This is a genomic window from Lysinibacillus sp. NPDC096212 (assembly GCF_044763105.1).
In the GTDB taxonomy this organism is placed as follows: domain Bacteria; phylum Bacillota; class Bacilli; order Bacillales_A; family Planococcaceae; genus Lysinibacillus.
This window is the reverse complement of sequence record NZ_JBIWFQ010000019.1, coordinates 97,155-120,086: the sequence shown is the minus strand read 5'-3', so window position 1 is coordinate 120,086 and position 22,932 is coordinate 97,155. Positions and strand designations below refer to the sequence as shown.

The following is a 22,932-nucleotide window of genomic DNA, read 5'->3' as shown; positions in this document are numbered from 1 at the left end:
GCAAAATAGCCATCTATCCGAAAAAATAGGATAGATGGCCATTCGTCGTGCGTACCGAGAAGGTGCGCTTATTTTTTATATTTCGGGCTTACATTTTATCGAAACAATTTCATGTTTTATCGCCATCCACCTGCCAACTGACGGATAGGAACACCAAATAAAAAAGAGATGCCTCAAATAATATTTGAGACATCTCTATTATTGTTAATATGAAAGCTTTTTCTTATCTGTTTTCATAATCGATGACGCAATTATGACAAAGCCAAGCATTAAAATAAAGATTAAATCAAGTAAGCCTGTATGCATAGACACTGTAAATAAGGTAATGACAAATGCATAAGCTACTGAATGGAAGCTACGAATACCGCCTTGCTTCACTTTATTATAAATTAATGAGATTAATACACCATATAAGAAGAAGCCTATCGCTACAAGTAGATAACCGCCGTCTAAGAATAATTGACCAATAAATGTTGGTGTTGTTGTTCTGTTAGGACGTGTAATATATTTACCTTCAGATTCAGCTAGAGAGTTTACAACTTCTGTTACTTTCATACGTGGTGAAACTTGTTCACCTGGTAAAATTGTATTGAAGATACCAGCATGGATTTCCCCATTTAGGTAACCTTCCTCCTGCGTATATTCGATAATTTTACTTAAAACAATATGGCCTGTTACACTCTCACCATTTATTGAACGAATCCATTTTGGTGTTAAGTTAACTTGCTGCTCTACTGATAACAGCTTTTCCTTTTCTGTTTCAGTCAATTCTACATCTGGTTGTTCACGGCTATTAAATTCTTTCGTTGTATCCTCTGATACAACACGAAGGAAGCCAAACATTGAGAAGGCTACTCCGATAACAAACAGAGCTGAAAGGAACCATGTTAATTTCACTCGTTTTACAACGTAATGGAAGATGATAATACCAGTAAATAACATAATAATTAATGGTGTACGATAACCCATTAATAGGAATAAGAACATTACTGCAGCATAAATGGAGCCGTAGATTAATGTTTTTTTCCATGTTATATTTTTTTCTAGAATCATTTTATATGATAATAACAGTAAAACGCCATACCATAATAATTGAGCAAAGAAGTTTAATTTTGGATCAAGGTTACGTCGATTAGATTCATCAGAAATCCCTAATCCACCACCTTTAATCATCATTAATACATATGCAACTAAACCAAGTAAAGTTAAAAATACGATAAAATGAACAACAAATTTCCCTAAGAAGGATAAACCAAATGATGGGATTGTCCATTTTAACTTATCAATAATGTACACACCAATGTAATAGCATAGTACTGCTAAAAATACTGCTGGCCAAATTGATACACGTAAATTAAATAATTCAAATCGATGGAAATCAAATAGACTTGTAAAGAAATAGAGCATTAATATAAAAGGTAAAAAGAAATACGGCGAAAACGTATCAATTTTGTTGACCTTTGCAAAAGTTTGTTTCAGTTTATTCATAAATGTCATACATCTCAGAAGATGTGATTGCCCTCCTCTATCGCGAATCAAAATTGTTTATTCTTTTATTTACTAAGCAAAACAAGAGTTATTATATCATAAATACAGGTAGACTTATAGAAAGGAATGAATTGATTTTATATATAATTATGCAATGTTTTTCTTTTTTCCCTAAATTATGAGTTTATACCCAAAATCTACTGCGTAAGTTTCCCCAACAGTTGTCCCTCTTCGCTCTGGACAACACAATTTTAGCCTCACATTAATCGACAATCTAATTCAAAACGCCATACGACAACAACCAATTTTTAATGTTTTATCCATTATTTAGTTGTATGATAAATAAGTAGTGCAAATTTCACGGTTTGAGCACAATTCAAAATAGGACGCAATCGCGAAATTGAAGAAAAATACAAAAATAAGGATGTGGATTTAATGAAGAAATTATTCGTTTCACTACTCGTAGCATGCTCTTTTATGCTCGTAGTTTTTTTAGCACCAACACAAGCTAAAGCTGCACAGAAAATCGGTGTCGTTTTCTCTGAAAGTAGTGAAAAATATGCCAATACTACACACCCTAGTGGAACATTTAATGGCCAACTTATTTCTGAAAAGGTTGACTATAGCTCCACATATAATAAGGAACTAAAAGCTTTTCTTCTCTATCAGCAACAAGGTTTCCAAGTAGAGAAAATTTATGAGAAAGACTTAAATAATTTAGAAAATTTAAGTCAATATGATGCAATCGTCTTTGCCTATACAGTCATGATGAATCATCAGCAACGCGAAAATGTCAAAATATACGTTCGAAATGGCGGTGGTGCAATTTTTGCCTTCCAAACAGCCCGTAATGAATCCGCAAAATTCCCTAAACTCGGTCAAATGGATCTCTCTCCATTGATCTACGATGTCGATTCTTGGGTAATGGAGTGGGATAATTTAACTGAAGTCTTCAATTCCCGTTTTATTGACGATATTGTGATAGGAAACTCTGCAATAAGCAATATAAATACTGTTCATCCAATTATTCAAAATACAACAAAAGAGCTTGGCAAAAGCAAGCTTAATCTAACAAAAACAGATCGTGATTGGGTAGAAGTCATGAAGCCTTGGCAAGGTGGATCTGCAACACCTATTTTATATTTCTCAGATTACAATTACACAGACAAACCTAAAACAATGAAAAAAAATGAATTTGGCGCAGCCCATGCGATCGAATACGGCAAAGGCAGAGTTGTTCAAATTGGATTCAAAATCTATGATTATATAAATATTAATGATAAAACGGATTGGCAAGATAACGAAAATGGTGCTGCCTATTCAACAACTAATGGTGACAAAGATGCACAAGTATTTATGAAGCATGCTTTAAATTGGGTAGCCGAAAAACATAATGGCTATGTGCCCCGCCGTTATAACCTTTCGCTTTACTCTGACGGGGTGCAAAGTTATGTAGCACCGTCTGGTAAATTCGTTTTCTACTCCACTGTAACGGTTAAAAACAATGGTAATGTGCCTGCACGCGGTACATTGAAAGTAGAAATTTTAGACGCAAACGATAAAGTTGTTGGTAATGGACATGAACGTTACATTCCAGGACTTGCTGCGGATTCCTCAACAAACAATGCTGATCAAAAAGACATTAGTACGCATGCGGAAAAATATCAGATTTCTATGCCTGGCGATTTAGCTACCGGAACATATACGATACGTACATCCTTTATAGAGGGGCGCGATGATCGCAAAAATGCTGATGAAAAATTTGCAACGATTGCAGAAATTAAAACGCTCACACGCGCAAAAGGTTCCAACAAAGCGACAATTGCTTCCGCTCCATTCTTCTCAGATGTATCTTCGTCGAATGGTGCCTATTATGATATTAAAAACTTATATGCACTAGGCATTGTGAAAGGAACGAATGGAAAATTTAATCCACAAGGTACATTAACTCGCCTACAAGCAACAGAAATGATTTTACGAGCATTAGGGATTCCAGCATCCAGCTCAGCTACCTTAAATGCAAGTGACATCAAAGCAGGTGATTATGGCTATGCTGTTTTAGCAACAGGCCTACGCTACGGCATTATTGCAGTAGAAAATGGCAAAATCAATGCCCACCAGCCAATGACCCGCGCTGCCATGGCACGAGCACTTGTCAACGGCTTCAAGCTACAAGGTTATACGAAAAATACTTTCTCTGATGTGCCGACATCTCATGCATATTATAAAGATGTTCAAGCCTTATATGCACTTGGCATCACTACAGGCTATGCCGATAATACATTTAAACCAAATGGTACAGTAACACGTCAAAACTTTGCTCAATTCGTAAATAGAACACTTTACGCAAATTCAAAATAGCTATTAAGGTGAAAGTTGATTTTAGTGCGCTGTTTGGGATGCTTTATATCGTTGGTAAACCCATGTATTGCGCAGGTTGGAGTTCGGTTCGCCGGTAAACCTGTGTATTGCGCCGCTTGAAGTGGGTTCGCCACTAAACTCGTGTTTTGCGCCGCTTGAAGTGCTCGGTTCGCCACTTAACCCGTGTTTTCCGCCGCTAAAAGTTCGGTTCGACGCTAAACTCGTGTTTTGCGCCGCTAAAAGTGCTCAGTTCGACGCTAAACCTGTGTTTTGCGCCACTAAAAGTGTGCGGTTCGACGCTAAACCCGTGTACTCCGCCGCTAAAAGTGCGGTTCGCCGCTAAACTCGTGAATTGCGCCGCTAAAAGTGCTCGGTTCGCCACTAAACCTGTGTTTTCCGCCGCTAAAAGTTCTCGGTTTGCCACTAAACCCGTGTTTTCCGCCGCTAAAAGTGCTCGGTTCGACGCTAAACTCGTGTTTTCGGCCGCTAAAAGTTCGGTTCGACGCTAAACCTGTGTATTGCGCCGCTAAAAGTGCAGTTCGCCGCTAAACTCGTGTTTTCCGCCGCTAAAAGTGCTCGGTTCGACGCTAAACCCGTGTTTTCCGCCGCTAAAAGTGCTCGGTTCGACGCTAAACCCGTGTTTTCCGCCGCTAAAAGTGCTCGGTTCGACGCTAAACCTGTGTTTTCCGCCGCTAAAATACCAAATCGCTGATAGATCGCTTTTTTGCGATGAAAAAATCACTTTTAATACTACTAATCGAACAAAAAGAGCTACATCGTCTACTATTGAACGATGTAGCTCTTTATTATTATTGTTTTGAGTAATATTCCAAAATCCCTTTGTAGATAGATTCAGCGAATAACTCAATATATTTATCATCCGTCAACTTAGCACGGTCTTCTTTATTTGATAGGAAGCCTAGCTCGACTAAAATGGCTGGAATATTCGTATTTGCAACTACGATGTAATTCTTTTCTCTGACCTTACGATTTTCCATATTTACGTTTTTAACAATTTGGTTGTTTACAAATGTTGCAAGTTCAATATCTTCTTGATACATATCACCTGGTGTTTTAGCGTAATACGTTTCGGTACCTTTTGCTTTAGTACTATCTGCTGAGTTCACATGGATACTTACGAAGATTTCGCCGTAATTATCATGTGAAAAATCAACATGTTTTTGTGGCGGGGAGTACGTATCTCCAGTACGAGGCATCAATACCTTTGCACCTGCTGCCTCTAGTTTATCCTTTACTAGAGTACTAACCTTTAATGTTATATCTTTTTCGTAAATTTTATCGTAATGGGTTCCTACGTCCTTACCACCATGACCCGGATCAATAATGATAATTCGATCTTTTACCGGATTACCACTTTGATTTAATAGCTTTAAATAAGATTTATGGACATACCCTTTTTGACCTTGGTAAGTAACTTGTGCCCAATAACCGTTAATACTGTTCACTTGAACATATTCGCCCTTTTTCAGCTTACTTACTACCGTAGAAGTAGAGTTAGCTTCTTGGCGGATATTTAAATTATCAACCGTCACCCGACCTAATAGATCACCAGAAACTGTTGGTGGTATTGGATCTGGAGTAGAAGGTTTTTCCACTTCAACGTCCGCTGTACTATTAGCCACGATATAACCTGGTACACCGTTCACTACAGTTAGATGATAACCACTTACTGTCTTATAAACAGGTAATTTCACTTTACTATTCACAGTTGAAATTACCTTTGATGTAGAGGTTGGTTTTACGTAAAGATTAATATTTTGTGTTGTCGCAACTTGCTTTTGGACATTCCCTAATGTGTTACCATCTGCATCTAAAAACTGCGCATACGTTTTGTAAATATAAGCAAAAGTATCTTTATAGGAAACTTTTAACCAATCTCCCTCAACTGCATAGACTGACAGTTTACCACCTTTGTTTATTGTACCTACTATATTAGTAGTAGATGAAGAATCCTTGGATTTACGAATATTTAATCCGTCAGTTGTTGCAGAAACTAAGCCAATAACCTGTGATGAGTCAGGTGCAGCTACAACTTTAACAGGGATATCTAAGCGGTATTTCTCTTCTTTCGCACGCGCTACAAATAACGCAAACTGTTTACGTGTCACTTGTTCATTGGGATTATAATTTTGATTGCTTCCCTTTGTAATACCATTATAGTAAATCGTATTCACATATGAAACGTACGGATGAGTTATACTTACGTCTACAAAAGGAGAATCGATATTTTCATGCTCACTTGTATCGAGCTTAAACGCGTTTGTTAACACATAACTCATTTCATCTCGAGTTAAAGGTTTGTTTGGTAAGAATTGTCCCTTGATATTTGTTTTAAAGAAGCCAAGCTGTACGGCGCGTTCCACGTAGCCTGAAAGCTCCGTGCCGGCTGTTACATCCGTGAAGCTTGATTTATTAGCAACTAATGGCTTGTTACCTGAAGCAACAACAGCCATTTTAGCAACTTGTCCACGTGTTACGGTGTTGTTAGGTTTATAATACGTTTTCCCCTTTTCTGTATACCCTTTAATAACACCTAAATTAACTAAATAATTGATTTCTTCATATGCGTCATCCTTGTTCGTAACATCTACAAAGCCGCCTTTTGCTTGTGCACTATGTATTGTAAACAATGAAGCAGAAACGAAAAGGACGCATAAGATAAGACTAATTTTTTTAAAATACAATGTCTTATTTCCTCCCTTCTTGTTCTACCATAATCTTAGCAAAATTTCTCAGGTAAAACTATTATTATACTAAAATTCTAAATAATAGAAGTCTAATTCACAATAATGCGCAAAGTGCTAAATCAAACAAAAAGAGCTACATCGTCTACTATTGAACGATGTAGCTTTTCATTATTATTGTTTTGAGTAATATTCCAAAATTCCTTTGTAGATAGAATCAGCAAATAATTCAACATATTGATCATCTGTCATTTTAGCGCGGTCTTCATTATTTGATAGGAAGCCCAGTTCGACTAGGATAGATGGAATAAGCATGTTGCGAATTACATAGTATTGCTGTTCTTTGACGCCACGATTTTTCATATTTAAGTTATTTACGATTTGATTGTTTACAAATGTCGCTAAATCAATATCTTCCTTAAACATATCACCTGTTGTCACTGCATAATATGTCTCAGTACCTTGTGCAGAAGTATTTGCTGCTGAGTTTACATGGACACTTACGAAGATTTCACCGTAATTAGCATTTGTAAAATCTACACGCCCCTGTAAAGTAGGGAATGTATCACCCGTACGTGTCATCAATACCTTTGCCCCTGCAGCCTCCAGTTTGTTCTTGACTATAGTACTAACCTTTAATGTAATGTCTTTTTCGAAAATAGTTTTACCAAAATTGGTTCCTGGGTCCTTACCACCATGACCTGGATCAAGAATGATAATTCGATCTTTCAACGGATTACCACTTTGATTTAATAACTTTATATAAGATTTATGGACATACCCTTTTTGACCTTGATAAGTAACTAGAGCCCAATAACCGTTAATACTGTTCACTTGAACATATTCGCCTTTTTTTAGCTTACTTACTACTGCAGAAGTAGAGTTAGCTTCTTTGCGGATATTTAAATTATCAACTGTCACTCGACCTAATAGATCCCCAGAAACTGTTGGTGGTGTTGGATCTGGTTTTGGATTTGGAGTCGGAGTTGGATCTGGAGTAGAAGGTTTTTCTACTTCAACATCCGCTGTACTATTAGCCACAATATATCCTGGTACACCGTTCACTACAGTTAGATGGTAACCACTTACCGTCTTATAAACAGGTAAATTCACTTTACTATTCACAGTCGAAATTACCTTTGATGAAGAGGTTGGTTTTACGTAAAGATTTATATTTTGTGTTGTCGTAACTTGCTTTTGAACATTTCCTAATGCGTTACCATCTGCATCTAAAAACTGTGCATACGTTTTATAAATATAAGCAAAGGCATCTTTATAGGAAACTTTTAACCAGTCTCCTTCAACTGCATAGACTGATAGTTTTCCACCTTTGTTGACAGTTCCTACAATATTAGCATTAGATGAAGAATCCTTGGATTTACGAATATTTAATCCGTCAGTTGATGAAGAAACTAAGCCAATGACCTGTGATGAATCAGGTGTAGCTACACCTTTAACAGGGATATCTAAACGATATTTTTCTTCTTTGGCACGCGCTACAAATAATGCAAACTGTTTACGTGTCACTTGTTCATTGGGATTATAATTTTGATTACTTCCCTTTGTAATACCATTATAGTAAATCGTATTCACATATGAAACGTACGGATGAGTTATACCTACGTCTACAAAAGGAGAATCGATATTTTTATACTCGCTTGTATCGAGCTTAAACGCGTTTGTTAACACATAACTCATTTCATCTCGAGTTAAAGGTTTGTTTGGTAAGAATTGTCCCTTGATATTTGTTTTAAAGAAACCAAGCTGTACAGCGCGTTCCACGTAGCCTGAAAGCTCTGTGCCGGCTGTTACATCTGAGAAGTTTGATTTATTGACAACTAGTGGCTTGTTACCTGAAGCAACAACAACCATTTTGGCAACTTGTCCACGCGTTACGGTGTTGTTAGGTTTATAATACGTTTTGCCCTTTTCTGTATACCCTTTAATAACACCTAAATTAACTAAATAATTGATTTCTTCATATGCGTCATCCTTGTTCGTAACATCTACAAAACCGCCACTTGCCTGTGCACTATGTATTGTAAATATTGAAGCAGAAACGAAAAGGACGCATAAGATAAGACTAATTTTTTTGAAATACAATGTCTTATTTCCTCCCTTCTTGTTCTACCATTAATATTAGCAAAATTTCACAGGTAAAACTATCTTATAGATGAAACTGTTACAACTTAAATTCTAAATAATAGAATTTTCATAGTATTGAAAGCATCAAAAAAAGAGCTACATCGTTCATATTGAACAATGTAGCCCGTTTTATTATTTTTTCGCGTAGTATTGTGAAATTCCTTTGTAGATAGAATCAGCAAATAACTCAACATATTTATCAGTCGTCATTTTACCGCGGTCTTCATCATTTGTTAGGAAGCCTAGCTCGACTAAGATGGCTGGAATAATCGTGTTGCGAATAACATAGTATTGCTCTTCTTTAACACCACGATTTTTCATATTTAAGTTATTAACAATTTGATTATTTACAAATGTCGCAAGATCAATGTCTTCTTGATACATATCACCTGTTGAAATTGCATAATATGTTTCAGTACCTTGTGCAGAAGTATTTGCTGCTGAGTTTACATGGACACTTACGAAGATTTCACCGTAATTAGCATTTGTAAAATCAACGCGGTCTTGTAATGAAGGATACGTATCCCCTGTACGAGTCATATATACCTTCGCACCTGCAGCCTCTAGCTTTTGCTTCACAAGTGTGCTGACTTTTAATGTGATAGCTTTTTCGGAATAAGAACCTAAAACAGTTCCAGGGTCCTTACCACCATGACCTGGATCAAGAATGATAATTCGATTTTTCAATGGATTACCACTTTGATTTAGTAGCTTTAAGTATGATTTATGGACATACCCTTTTTGACCCTGATAAGTAACTTGTGCCCAATAACCGTTAATACTGTTTACTTGAATATATTCGCCCTTTTTCAGCTTACCTAGTACCGTAGAAGTTGAGTTAGCTTCTTTGCGAACATTTAAACTGTCAACCGTCACTCGACCTAATACATCACCAGAAACTGTTGGTGGAGTTGGATCTGGATTAGAAGGTTTTTCTACTTCAACGTCCTCTGTACTATTAGCCACGACATAGCCTGGTATACCGTTTACTACAGTTAGATGGTAGCCACTTACTGTCTTATAAACTGGTAATTTCGTTTTGCTATTAACTGTTGTAATAACTTTTGATGAAGAAGTTGGTTTTACGTAAACATTTAAATTTTGTGTTGCAGTAACTTGCTTTTGGACATTCCCTAATGCGTTACCGTCAGCGTCTAAAAACTGTGCATACGTTTTATGAATATAAGCAAATGCACCTTTATAAGTAACCTTTAACCAGTCCCCTTCAACTGCATAGACTGATAGTTTACCACCTTTGTTTACTGTACCTACTATATTAGCAGTAGATGAAGAATCTTTTGATTTACGAATATTTAATCCGTCAGTTGTTACAGAAACTAAGCCAATGACCTGTTTTGTATCAGGTACACCTACACCTTTAACTGGTAGCTCTAAACGATACTTTTCACTTTTCGCACGCGCTATAAATAATGCAAACTGCGCACGTGTCACTTGTTTATTTGGATAATAATTTTGACCTGTTCCCTTTGTAATACCATTATAGTAAATCGTATTCACAAATGTAACATATGGATGAGTAATCCCTACGTCCACAAAAGGAGAATCGATATTTTGATATTCACTTGTATCAAGTTTAAAGGCTTTTGTTAATACATAACTCATTTCATCACGAGTTAAAGGCTTATCCGGTAAGAATTGCCCCTGAGTATTTGTTTTAAAGAAACCAAGCTGTATAGCGCGTTCTACATAGCCTGAAAGCTCTGTGCCGACTTTTACATCGGAAAAGCTTGATTTATTGACAACTAGTGGCTGGTTACCTGAAGAAATTACAGCCATTTTGGCAACTTGTCCACGCGTTACGTTATTATAAGGTTTATAATACGTTTTGCCGTTTTCCGTATATCCTTTAATAACACCTAAACTAACTAAATAATTGATCTCTTCATACGCTTCATGATCTTTAGGAACATCTACAAACCCACCACTTGCTTGGGCACTATGTATTGTAAACATAGAAGCTGAAATGAATAAGACGCATAATATAAGACTGACTTTCTTGAGGTTCAATGTCTTATTTCCTCCCTTCCTGTTCTCGTGTTCATTTTAGCAAAACTGCACCGACAAAACTATCATACGAATGTAACTATTCCACTGTTCTCTAGGCATCACCCCTATTTTTAGTATATTTCATAAAAAGAAGAGAGTCTGCAAGTGCAAACTCCCCTCAATTTATACATTATATAAAAGAACTTCCTTGCAATGTATTACTTTAAACGTAGCCCTTGTCTAAGTAATACGGAATTTGATTATTATTGTTATTTTTGTGCGCGTTCAATAAATGTTTGAAGTTGAGAAATTTTTAACATCTCATCGTAACCGAAGTTACCATTTCCAATACCTTCTGCAATACCATTTGAAGCAAGAATTGAAATAAATTCATTTGCCCAATGATTTGCAGGAGCATCAGCAAATGTTACAACATTGCCTTGTTGCTTTAATCCGAAGGCCTGTACTAATACTTTCGAGATTTGAGCACGTGTTATCGGTGAAGATGGATTAAATTTACCACTACCATCACCAGCAAAGATACCTAACTTCGATACAGCAGCAATTGCACCAGCATGTTCATTTGTTGGTTTTACGTCTGTAAAATTCGTATTTTTATCGGATGTATCCAAGTTAAGTGCTTTAGCAATTTGCACTGCCACTTCAGCACGAGAAGCATAAACTGTAAAGTCAATCGCAGCTTCCTTTACTTCTTCTTTAACAGCTTCTGCTTGTTCACTATCAAATGTTGCTACACGTTTAGCACCAATGTAACGAGAACCCCAATAATAAGGATCATCTACATTTGAGTAACTAACACCTTTACCTGTTTGTGAATGAATCATTTTCCCGTCACCCATGTAAATAGATACATGCGAAACACCTTTACCACTAGTATTGAAGAATAGTAAATCTCCAACTTGAAGATCCTTCTTTGCTACCGCAGTACCTTGTTGATATTGTGAGCCTGATGTACGGTTTAATTCAATACCTAAATCTGCAAAGACTTTAGATGTATATCCTGAGCAATCGAGCCCTTTAGTAGTTGTACCTCCATAAAGATATGGAACACCTAAATATTTTGACGCTGTATCAGTAACATCAGATTCTGTAGCTGCTTCTGCTTTATCTATTTGAGTTGTTGTAAATAACATGAAAGATGCAAAAATCGGTAATAACCATTTCTTTTTCATATATTCGGTATACCCCTCTCAGAACTTTTTTGCCTATAAATAGACTATCATAAAAGATGCTATTTTAACTTTTCAATTGTGTAACGGTTTTTAAAGCACAAAAAAACACTGATATACCAACGTTTCGTGGTTTATCAGCGCTAAAATATGGGTATTAAATAATGGATATTCGGGGTTTTTGTAACATTCCTGTAATATTCGCTACGCTTTGTCACAATAGATTACAAGATTTAGTGTAATTTCAATTTTTAACTGTTAAATATGAGCATTTACGATCCAAATTTCCCTTTAATGATGTAAGGGGTTCGCGTGGTATTTGATCACCTTTTGCGGGGATTCTTATGCTTCGCACGGGGATTCGCCTCTGCTCTGCGGGGATTTGCCTTTGCTTCGCAGGTATTCACCTATGCTCCGCGAGTATTTACCTCTGCCCCGCGAGTATTTACCTCTGCTCCGCGAGTATTTACCTCTGCTCCGCGAGTATTTACCTCTGCTCCGCGAGTATTTACCTATGCTCCGCGAGTATTTGCCTCTACTTCGCGAGTATTTGCCTTTGCTTCGCGAGTATTCGCCTCTGCTTCGCGGGTATTTGCCTATGCTCCGCGGGGATTCGACCCTTCTTCGCGAGTATTCACCTCTGCTTCGCGGGATTCGCCTCTGCTCCGCGCGGGTAATCGCCCCTTCTTCGCGGGTATTTACCTCTGCTCTGCGGGTATTCAACCCTTCTTCGCGAGTATTTACCTCTGCTCCGCGATTATTCGCCTTTGCTTCGCGCGGGTATCCCCTATCCCGCTTCGCATAGGCTATTGACTAGAAAATAACTGCACCCAATAGTAATATCCATTGCTATCAACTGCAATTGCTACCCCGGTATTTGTGTAATTTTCTCGTAAAATATTTTCACGATGTGCTGGTGAAGCCATCCATGCTTTGACGGCAGCTTCGGATGTTGGAATTTTTCTTCCTATATTCTCTCCTAAGCTCGTGTATGGATAATCGAATAATGTTGCCAAATCCCAGGGCATTCCGTAGTAAGGGGATTCATGCTCAAAATAATGTCGATTCACCATATCTTGTGCCTTAATAACAGCAATTTGCGTTAAAGCTGCATCATAGTTTAGGGGTTGTAGCTTTCTTTTTTGTCGTTCGACGTTGACTAATCGTATTACATCATTGGACATGGTTGGTGAATAATTTTTTGTTGGAATATAAGACTTGGATAAATAGTCGTAGGCTACCTCGAGATTTGTTATCTTCGCTGAAAAGTCGAGACTTCTTTCAACCAAAGAAGCAAATTGCGCACGTGTTACCAATCGATTTGGTGCAAATTGCTGTGCGTTGATCCCTTTAATAACACCAACATCTGCAAGTGATTCAATATAGTCTTTTGCCCAATGTCCCTCATTAACATCGCTAAACTTACTATGATTTTGAGAATCGACTTCAATTTGATACGCGAGTGTTAACATTTTGGCAATTTGTGCACGCTGTAAAGATGCATCAGGGTTGAAGTAATCACCATTTTGTAATATCCCTAATTCCACTAATGCACAAATTTCTTTATAGTACGGATGATTGGCTGATAAGTCTGTAAAATTAGGAGTGTAATCGGTATCTAGTTTTAGCTTCATGGAACGAGCAATTGCAGCTGCAGCCTCCGCCCTAGTAATCGGTTGTTCTGGTCTAAAGAAGCCATCCTGATAATTTGTCATATAATGCTTTTCTAGCATATGTTCTATTGCGCTTTTTGCCCAATGTGATTGTGAAACATCCTTTGCAATATTAGCTGCCAATACTTCTTCAGATGTGTTTGTCAGAGGCACAGCATATGATGTAGTCAGCAAAATAAGAGACATACCAACAACACTAGATACTTTTTTAAACATAGCTACCTCCTCCTTCATTCAAATTATGTATAGTACTCTAATGGAACATATTTGCCACCACATGTTTTCCTAACGACCAAAATAGGGATCGTATCCATTTCAGTATCATGTTTGATTTTCCTCATGGCCCACGTGACGAGGGAATAAAAGCAATATCATCGTTCTAATTCGCAGTTTAAAGGTCTACCGGTCCGACACCCGACTTTAGTTATGAGATACTCATATTCCATTATTACCTAATTTTACCTTTATCGTTTTTAAAAAACCACTCTAAGATTGAAAATAACCTAAGAGTGAGTCTTCGCATTTATTCAACGCTAATAATATAGAAATCGTCTTCAGCTTTTTGCAAAGTGCGGTACAGGAATAAAACCATTTGACCGCGTCGAACATCTGTATAGGGTGAAAATGTTGTCGCACTAGTTCCTTGTGTAATCCCATAATCTAATAACGTTTGAATATACTTATTAGTTTCATTATCTTTAGTAAAATCTGAAAAAGGCGCAGATAATGTTGTTGCCTGCTGTAAATTAAAGCCAAGTGTCAATATCTTTGCCATTTGACTTCGTTTAATAAAATGATCTGGATTATAATTTGTACCTTTTTGGATAATACCCTTTTCAGCAAGCGCGGCAATATGCCCGTAATATTTATGAGAGGTCGGTACATCATTGAAGCCAGGATTTACAACATTTTTTGTCTCCAATTTTAGAGCTTCAGCCAAAAAGTATGCCGCTTCCCCTCGTGTTAAATTTTGATAAGGACTAAACGTAGTCGATGTTGTCCCAAATACAATTCCCTGGCTATATAATTCACTAACTGCCTTGTATAGTTCTGCTTCGCTTCCGCTATTTTTTATATCTGTAAATGGCATTGCAGCTGCTTCTGCAGGCATGGCTGCAACACAGGGAACAACTACTGCCGCAGTTGCAAAAGCCCATGCTTTATGTACCTTCTTAGTCGACAAGTTAACGCTTCCTTTCCTTATTATAAAGAAAGAAAAGAGGGACTTGCCCTCTCTCCTTATTACAAACCTAATGTTCTTATATGATCCTGTAAAATACGGTAATTATATACTAAATCCTGTTGCTCAAGAGTAAGTGCGTCGTATAGTTTTTGTGCAGCCAGTACTTTCTTTTCAAACGTTTTAGCGTCTGGATCCAGCTCGCCAATCGCATTTACTACTTTTAACACTACTGCTACATCTTTTTCTGCTTTCTTTAAAGTATCGTAGTTAAGAACTTGTCCTTTTACTTTAGAATCTAATGCTTTATATGCAGCAGAAGCATTCGCTACATCTTGAATATATGTGCTAGAAGCCGGATTAAGACCAGCTATAATCTCAACAACTTTCTTTACTTCACTCATATTTTTCTCAGCTTCAAGCAAAATATTGTAATTAGATACTCGTTGCTTATCTGTAGTACTTAAGCTATCGTAATCTTTTCGTACAGATTCTATCATACCGAAATACAATTTGTCGCTTGGCTTTAAAGCTGCAATACTTTGATAAACTTTAATAACGTTATCTATTGATAGAAGCAGCTGATCGTTATAAACATATTTACGCTGAGTGGCAGTAAGATTATCATATGCTTTTAAAATCTTTTGATATTGGCTGTCCATATTTTTCGATGTCATAAGTTTATCAATCTCATTGACAACACTAATGACAGGCTTAATAATTTTTTCTTGCTCTTGCAATGTTTTATAGTTTTCAACCGCATATTGTTGATCTTTTGGTAATGCATTATATGCTGCACGTATCTCTTCTATACGTTTAATATATTGATTTGCTGGGACAGTCGGAAGCTCATCAATCATGCGCTGTACATTTCCTGCGCCTAAGATGCTTGATTCAGCAGCTTGTAATAAATTGTAGTTTGTGACATATTGCTGCATGTCCTTACTTAGAGCATCGTATAATGCTCGAGCTTGTACTGTATCCGTATTGAATGTTTTACTTGACGGCTTTAGTTTGCCAATTAATTCAATCACTTTGGCAGTTGGCTCATAGCTTTGTAGAATAGCAATATTATTGACATATAGTTTTTGGTCTTTTGTCAGCTTATCGTATGCTTTTCGCGCTGAGTTTACTTGACTGACAAATTTACTTGTGCCCGGCTCTATACCATCGATTTGCACCATAGTATTTAAAATTGCTTTTACTTCTTTTTCACGATCTGTTAAGACCTTCACATTAGAGACAAGCTTTTTCTGTCCTGATGTTAACTTATCGTAAGCAACACGAGCATTCATAAGCTTCGTTAAGTAATCTGGATCAGTAGGCACTGCCGCATCTATCAATTCAATAACTATATGCGCAGATTTTAGCTCAGTCTCAGCTGTGACAAGCTTTTCATAGTTTGTGACAGCAGTTTGCTTTTCTGGTGGTAATGCATCGTAATTTTTGCGCGCAGAATCTAAATCATTTAAAAATGTTTTACTTGTCGGTTTCAATGTTTCAATCAAACCTATTAATGTAGCAACATCTTCAACCGCTGTTAGCTGATTGTAGTTTGTTACACGTTTTTGTGAGGCGGAGTCTAATGCATTGTACGCCTTACGCGCTGCCAAAACCTTTTTTGTATAATCCTTATTTGCTGGATTTAAAGCTGCAATTGCATTAATAACCTTCACAACATTGGCATTATTTTTCTCATAAGTTGTTAATGTCTTGGATTGTGTTACTAATTTTTTCGCATTTTTATCCATCTTTTTATATTCTGCAGACATAGCTGCTACTTTTGCAACAAACGTAGCATCTGGCTCATTACCTAAAGCGATAACACGATCATCGAAATTTTTAGCTGTAGTAATATAGCCGTCAGCGATTTGAAGATCAGGATAATTCGTTACAAGTTTTTGCCCGTTAGATGATAGTTTCCCATAATCAGCAAATAACGTCTTGACTGCTTCCGTATATGTTTTTTGCGATGGGTTCAAAGCCATAATGCGTGCCACAATATCCATCGCCTCTACTTGATCCCCCAACGATTTATAGCTTTTCACATATTCGCGTTTTGCAGAATCTAGCTTTTGGTAAGCAGTATTCGCAGCCTTCGCTTTTTTAGTATAATCTTTCGCAGTTGGGTCTAGCTTTTCCACTAGCGCAATTACATTTAAAACTGCTTTATATGATGTTTCCGAGCTTGTTAGTTCTGACAAATTGTTGACGATTTTTTTGACTGTGGCAGGATCTATTTTCTTCCCGTCAGGTGATACTGGTGTATTGTAAGCTGCACGCGCTTGCTCTATTTGAGTAATTTTATCCGAAGCAATGGCAATTCCAGCAATGAGTTTCTCAATTTCTTGTGCTGCCGCTATATTTGCTTCAGCTAATTCTAAGTCAGCGCTATTTTTCACAAAATCTTTTTTGTCTAATGTTGATAAGGTATCTTTAATAGCCTTTACAGAAGTTCGATAATCTGCATTATTTGACGGTTTTAGTGCTGCAATTTGCTTGGAAATATTAGCAGCATCCTGATATGACTTAAACGCATCAAAATTTGTAACTAAATTCTTTGAGCCAGCATCTAGTTTATTGTAGGCAGTTTCAATCGCTGTTACTGCACTAATAAAGTTTGTAGCAGATGCGAAATCCCCTGAGCTCTTGTTTGTCAGCTCTGTAATTTTCGCAATTACTTGATCAGCTGATGATAAGTTGGCTAATACTTCTGTATATTTTTTGTATGGTGTTACAGTTGCATTATTTGGATTATAGGCTGTAATAATTTTCTTTTGATCAGCTGTGAGCTTGTTTAGTTCAGTTGTTATTTTAGCAGCAGTTTCTGCGATTTTAGTAGAATCAGGAGATTTATCGCTAAGAATCGTTACGAGTTCTTCTAATTGAGTAACTGTTCCTTCCACTGCAGTTGCATCATCATGCATTTTTAAAAGTTTTGCTATATCTGCCCCGTTATTTTTGAAATAAGTATTGCGATCAGGCTCTGGAAACTCATATTGGAGTGATGTGCCCGTAACATCTTTAACTATAGCCTTAGCCCCATTATTGGTCGCAGTAATAACAGCATCTTTAAATGTATTTTGAACAAACAAATAGGTATCTTTCACAGGATCTTTCTCACCTAAAAATGCCTTATATCTATCAAATGCATCGTTAACATCCTTAATGAAAGTTTTACTAGTATAAGAGATACCATTAATACTTGTACCAATTTTCTTAAGTTCGCTTAATAAAATTATTTGTTGTTCTATATAGTTGTATTTAGCTGTAATAAATCCGATTTCATCATCATCAAAATTATCGCTTAAAAATGCTAAATCTCTTTTTGCAGCAGCCATTTCTGGTGCTGTCGATCTGTCAGATAGTTTTCCATATTGTGCAATGGTTTGTGATTTAGCGTCTGTTGCTGCTACATTCAAATTAGCTACTTGATCTGCCTGAGAGATTGTTTGAGGTTGTCCTTCTTGAGCATTGGCAATTGCTGTCGGAGTTAGTAATAGACTTGTTATTACACCAACCTGTAGTGGTTTCTTCAAAATGCCCACCCTTTCTTTTTTATAGGTAAATAGATATGTATCATTTATTTCTAATTTGCTACCTTTTGTATCGGTGCATTTTATCCTATTTCAAGCTAATCTATTAAAGAAGCTCATCCTCTTCACTAACAGCAAGATAATTTTTTTAGATTAAATAGTCTTTTTATAGGAAGTTATTGTTAGGATACTATATAATTGATTTATGTGCATTGATCTGGAAGAAATTTTGGCAAAAGATGACTAATTTCGAGTAAAAATGCTAAATAGACTTTAGCTGAACAAATTTACTACCTAAAAGATAGGTGCAGCTGACGGCAATTTTCTTGTACAAACGAAGCGTAGAGGAATCAGCGCTCGTCTGCGGAAAGCGCTACTCTATAGGTACTTACACCTTATATTTTCCAGGAAATATTTTGTTGAAACATTACTCAGATTGGTAAATAAAAGCTTTGTATAATTGTCTAAAATAACGATTAAATTTTCTCTTTTTCGAGGGAAATCAATGAAAAACTTAGCATTTCTACTATATTATTTTCCAGTAATTAGGTGTATACTACAACTTTACTATTTAATTTACGAGAAAGGGAGCTATATATGTTTTATCAATATAAATTTTGGCACAGCTTAATGCATCCCACTTATTTTACCCAAGCTGTTGAGCAAGGAGAAATAAGAGGCTATAAAAAGCGATCCTTCGTAGTTTTTATACTCTTTTTGCTTCTATTCATCGTTCGTGAGTTTTGGGGCATGGGTACTGAGAGCTTAACAACATTATTTGCATCGAATCATCCAACTGAATACTATACAGCCCGTTTACTATCAATGGTTGGAGTTATTGCCTGGGGAGTCATCTATTATTGCTTCCATTATTATGGCGTTACATACTTGTTACATCTATTAACAGACATTCCTTACAAATGGATTCAGAAGGTACAACTTTATGTAATGGTATTTTTACTTATTGAAAAGACAATTTTATTTGCTGTGTTTTATGCAGTTGGTTACACTACAAACTTCTCCTTCTTCTCACTTGCTCCTATAGCTCAGCAAGTAATTGATAAGGATTATGTACTATTTGCTATCAATCAACTAACCGTAGCAACAGTATTAACAATTATTGTGCAATACACGTTCCTCTCAAAATGGGAGGAATGGTCAGATCGAAAGGCATTATTAGCAAAAATTATTGGGCTATATGTAGTAATGGCTATTTTTATCGGAATGATTAGTGTGTTACCACTACAAGAATGGATTACAAGGGGGTTAGGATGATGCGCTTTATTAAATCCAGACCTTGGACAAGTTTAAGTATTTTTGTGATAGCGTTATTAATTGGTGTAAATGCTTATTTTGTATTTAAGGATGATAGTAAAGTAGCAAGATCCTACTTTATCAATGAATTCCAAAGAGCTACACCTGGTGATCGTGTAGAGACGGTGGAAAAGGATGCGATTGTTGCACCAACGCAAACCTATACGATTTCAGCAGATGCGAAAAATCTTGCTGCAATAGATGTAACACGTGGGCAGGAAGTACATGCCAATGATTTACTAGCTACCTACAAAACAGAGGAAGTTGACGGTGAATTAGCAAAGCTTGAGGCTGAACGCACTGCTTACGAAACTGAATTAAGTGATTTAGAATCTGCTTTAGCGGACATAGAATCTGAATACGGAGAAGGCAATGACCCAAAAAGCTCTATTAATACCGACCAAATTAGTGAGAAGTTAAACGTCTCTGTTAAATTTGAATTAGGTCAGCAAGCTTCTCCATCAACTGCAGTGGCAATACTGAACCGTCACATTGCGGAGACCAATCGTCAAATAGCTTTAATGGATGCACAGATTGGCGAAGTTAAAGCGCGCCAAGGTGTTATTTGCCCAGTAGATGGTGTAATCTCAAAAATCACTGAAGAAGCTGGTGCGGTAACATTTGAAATCTATTCATCTGAAAAGTCTATGCTAGCTTACTTATCCGAGGATGAATGGCAAAAGGTTGAAGATGGGCAAACCGTTAGTTTTAAATTGCCGCATAACGACAATGAGCTATCAGGTATTGTATTTCAAAAACAAATGATACCAACAAATAATGAATCCCTTTGGGCAAATGCACTAGCTAAGTCTGCAAAGCTACCAAAGCCTACAAGCTATGAGGTAATATTGCATCAAGATGACATACTAGAAAACATACCATTTTCAACTGTCGGTAAGGCTTCTATTACCGTAAATCAGGCATCCAACGCACTTAAGGTGAAGTCCGCATGGGTGAAGGCTAGAAAGAATAATAAATATAGCGTTTATACGATTGATGAAAATGGCAAAATACGCCTTGAGGATATCGAGGTTGCCTTTAAAACGGCAGATTCTACTATCTTTACAGGCTATATGGATGCCGGAACACCTATTATTGCAAATGAACAACGCAATATTTTAGCTCGCTCCTTCCGTTCAATACCTCTTAAAAAAATCGAGTGGCGAGATTTTAAAGAGATTGGTTGGAAAGACTACGTGAAATATATTGTCTTTTAGTATATAAAAGCCTCCCCGAATGAAAAATTGGGGAGGCTTTTGTGTTGTTAGCGGTTTTTTGATGTTTATCAGCGATTTATCTGGCTTTATCAGCGATTCTTCGGTGTTTATCAGCGATTTACCTGGTCTTATCAGCGATTCTTCGATTTTTATCAGCGATTTATCTGGTCTTATCAGCGATTCTTCGATGTTTATCAGCGATTTATCTGGTCTTATCAGCGATTCTTCGATTTTTATCAGCGATTTACCTGGTCTTATCAGCGATTCTTTGATTTTTATCAGCGATTTACCTGGTCTTATCAGCGATTCTTCGATTTTTATCAGCGATTTACCTGATCTTATCAGCGATTCTTCGATTTTTATCAGCGATTTACCTGGTCTTATCAGCGATTCTTCGATTTTCATCAGCGATTTATCTGGTTTTATCAGCGATGTTCTCTTTTCTACCGGCTTCTTAATTAAATGATGAATTTTCCATCTGTTCTTGTGTCGCTAGTTCATAGTTCATTGCTGTTATACCACTTACCTCATAGACCATGCCATGAACATATAGTTTCTCACCATTTGCTCCATTTAGACGGACAGAAAAAATAGAATTACCTTTTCCGACTTTTTTTACAGTTATACCATCTGCTGAAAGCTCGACATCAACTATTTTATAATCATGCATTGCGCCTGTGTATTGCTCTATTTTGAAATCTTTCACATTAAAGCCAATTTCACTTTTTGGAATGAACGTGCTGTTTTTTTCAACCGCTGATGTTGTATACAATTCATAGCCATCAGATTCTGCATGGATGCCTACACGTACCGAATGTCCTTTATTATCTGAGAAAGTCGCAATATAGTCACCTGCTTGCGATAACGAAAGCACATAATTACCGCCATTAGGAATCGAATGTTCCTCCCAGCCATCAAATTTAAATGGCTTATAGCTGAAAACTTTATCACTAACAGCATGTCCAGCAGCTGTAGTTAGCTGAATATTTTTCGGATCAAAGCCTAAATCTTGCTCTAAAAACAGTGCTGATCCCGGGGTAACTTCATCTGTTGGCTGGCAGTTAATTTGTAATTTTCCATCTACTTTTGTTACATCAATTTTATATTTTTGCAAGTCGACTATTTCATAATTTTCATCATTATCAATATTGTAGCCAACCAGCATGAAATTGCCAGACCCCTCTCGTAACGCCTCAATCTTCACATCGTTATTTGTTCGAAGAATGCGGAAAAATTCATGCTCTCCATCTGGCGATAGGTTATCATTAGAATAAGCATCAATATTAGTTGAATTAAACTCCTGTGCAGTAAATGTTTGGACCACTCGTTTAGCCTGCATAGCTTCAAGACGATGAATAAATAACGCAAGCTGCGAACGATTGACAGTCTCTTTTAAACCAAAAGTAGTTGGTGTAATCCCCTTCGTTATATTATTCTCAAACAATGGAGCGACTGCGTAATAAGCATCTGAATATTTTTCAATATCCTTAAATGGTAATGCCTGACCAAATTCAGTAGTTTCTAAATGGTATGCCGTTGTTAGCATTCGCGCTAATTGTTCACGTGTAATCGCTTGATTGACACCGAAGCTTCCATCCGCAAACCCTGAGATAATCCCTTCACTTTCCAAGGCTGCGATTGCCCCATAATATTCATCGCTCGGCTTTACATCAGTAAATTGTGGATCCATTACATTTTTAGTATCCAACCCTAAAAGACCTGCTAAAATCTTCGATGCCTGTCCACGCGTCACGTCAGCGAATGGCTTAAATGTGCCATCCGTATAACCTTTAATAATTCCGCGCTCTGCTAAATCCTTTACAGCAACACCGTATTCCTTCGTGTAATCAACATCGGAAAATTTATCTGTTGCTTGTGCAGTTGGTACTACTACAATCGCACTTGTCGCTAAAGCAGCGACTAATGCCCCCTGAAATAAAGTATGCTTCTTCATCACCGGCTCAACCCCTTAACATATTTTGTCTATCATACTATTATAATACGTATAAGGGAATCCAAATATTTCATAAGCTACTATTATAAAAAATCTCTTTTTTCTAGTTTTTATAGCGAAAGTTGGCTGAGACACTCTATGAAGTCTCATCTAATGACTACC

The 22,932-nt window shown here is 36.9% G+C and carries 13 protein-coding genes; 4 read left to right on the top strand and 9 right to left on the bottom strand.

The window, feature by feature from the left end; genetic code table 11:
- Positions 1-204 precede the first annotated feature (204 nt).
- Positions 205-1,488 carry an oligosaccharide repeat unit polymerase gene (locus ACIQ7T_RS18115; protein WP_402872251.1) on the bottom strand — a complete coding sequence of 428 codons (1,284 nt, stop codon included), beginning with the start codon at positions 1,486-1,488 and terminating at the stop codon, positions 205-207.
- A gap of 435 nt (positions 1,489-1,923) precedes the next feature.
- Here ACIQ7T_RS18115 and ACIQ7T_RS18110 point away from each other — a divergent pair, with 435 nt between their 5' ends.
- Positions 1,924-3,849 (top strand): S-layer homology domain-containing protein, encoded by a 1,926-nt coding sequence (locus ACIQ7T_RS18110; protein ID WP_402872248.1) that lies wholly within the window; start codon positions 1,924-1,926, stop codon positions 3,847-3,849.
- 809 nt (positions 3,850-4,658) lie between these two features.
- Here the strand turns inward: ACIQ7T_RS18110 and ACIQ7T_RS18105 are convergent.
- The 7 genes from ACIQ7T_RS18105 to ACIQ7T_RS18075 form a co-directional block, all read right to left on the bottom strand.
- Positions 4,659-6,554: an N-acetylmuramoyl-L-alanine amidase gene (locus ACIQ7T_RS18105; RefSeq protein ID WP_402872246.1), complete on the bottom strand. Its 1,896-nt coding sequence runs from the start codon at positions 6,552-6,554 to the stop codon at positions 4,659-4,661.
- Positions 6,555-6,728: 174 nt separating this feature from the next.
- Positions 6,729-8,657 carry an N-acetylmuramoyl-L-alanine amidase gene (locus ACIQ7T_RS18100; protein ID WP_402872243.1) on the bottom strand — a complete coding sequence of 643 codons (1,929 nt, stop codon included), beginning with the start codon at positions 8,655-8,657 and terminating at the stop codon, positions 6,729-6,731.
- Between the two features lie 174 nt (positions 8,658-8,831).
- Positions 8,832-10,727, bottom strand: a complete 1,896-nt coding sequence (locus tag ACIQ7T_RS18095; protein ID WP_370078400.1) for an N-acetylmuramoyl-L-alanine amidase — start codon at positions 10,725-10,727, stop codon at positions 8,832-8,834.
- Positions 10,728-10,975: 248 nt separating this feature from the next.
- Positions 10,976-11,899 (bottom strand): C40 family peptidase, encoded by a 924-nt coding sequence (locus ACIQ7T_RS18090; protein ID WP_370078402.1) that lies wholly within the window; start codon positions 11,897-11,899, stop codon positions 10,976-10,978.
- Positions 11,900-12,702: 803 nt separating this feature from the next.
- Positions 12,703-13,785, bottom strand: a complete 1,083-nt coding sequence (locus ACIQ7T_RS18085; protein ID WP_370078404.1) for a CAP and S-layer homology domain-containing protein — start codon at positions 13,783-13,785, stop codon at positions 12,703-12,705.
- Positions 13,786-14,092: 307 nt separating this feature from the next.
- Complete coding sequence (locus tag ACIQ7T_RS18080) at positions 14,093-14,752, bottom strand: S-layer homology domain-containing protein (RefSeq protein WP_402872240.1); 660 nt, start codon at positions 14,750-14,752, stop codon at positions 14,093-14,095.
- 59 nt (positions 14,753-14,811) lie between these two features.
- Entirely contained in the window at positions 14,812-18,288 is a 3,477-nt protein-coding gene (locus ACIQ7T_RS18075; protein WP_402872238.1) for a hypothetical protein, read from the bottom strand.
- 594 nt (positions 18,289-18,882) lie between these two features.
- Between ACIQ7T_RS18075 and ACIQ7T_RS18070 the strand changes: the two genes are divergently transcribed.
- From ACIQ7T_RS18070 to ACIQ7T_RS18060, 3 genes are read left to right on the top strand one after another with little or no spacing between them, the layout of a single operon-like run.
- Positions 18,883-19,560: a hypothetical protein gene (locus ACIQ7T_RS18070; protein WP_402872235.1), complete on the top strand. Its 678-nt coding sequence runs from the start codon at positions 18,883-18,885 to the stop codon at positions 19,558-19,560.
- A complete protein-coding gene (locus ACIQ7T_RS18065) occupies positions 19,560-20,816 on the top strand; it encodes an efflux RND transporter periplasmic adaptor subunit (protein ID WP_402872232.1) in 1,257 nt (418 codons plus the stop codon). The genes ACIQ7T_RS18070 and ACIQ7T_RS18065 overlap by 1 nt, the downstream gene beginning before the upstream one ends.
- A gap of 19 nt (positions 20,817-20,835) precedes the next feature.
- Positions 20,836-21,282: a hypothetical protein gene (locus ACIQ7T_RS18060; protein ID WP_402872229.1), complete on the top strand. Its 447-nt coding sequence runs from the start codon at positions 20,836-20,838 to the stop codon at positions 21,280-21,282.
- Here ACIQ7T_RS18060 and ACIQ7T_RS18055 read toward each other — a convergent pair.
- Positions 21,271-22,770: an S-layer homology domain-containing protein gene (locus ACIQ7T_RS18055; RefSeq protein WP_402872260.1), complete on the bottom strand. Its 1,500-nt coding sequence runs from the start codon at positions 22,768-22,770 to the stop codon at positions 21,271-21,273. The two genes, ACIQ7T_RS18060 and ACIQ7T_RS18055, sit on opposite strands and share 12 nt — an antisense overlap.
- Positions 22,771-22,932: the final 162 nt, after the last annotated feature.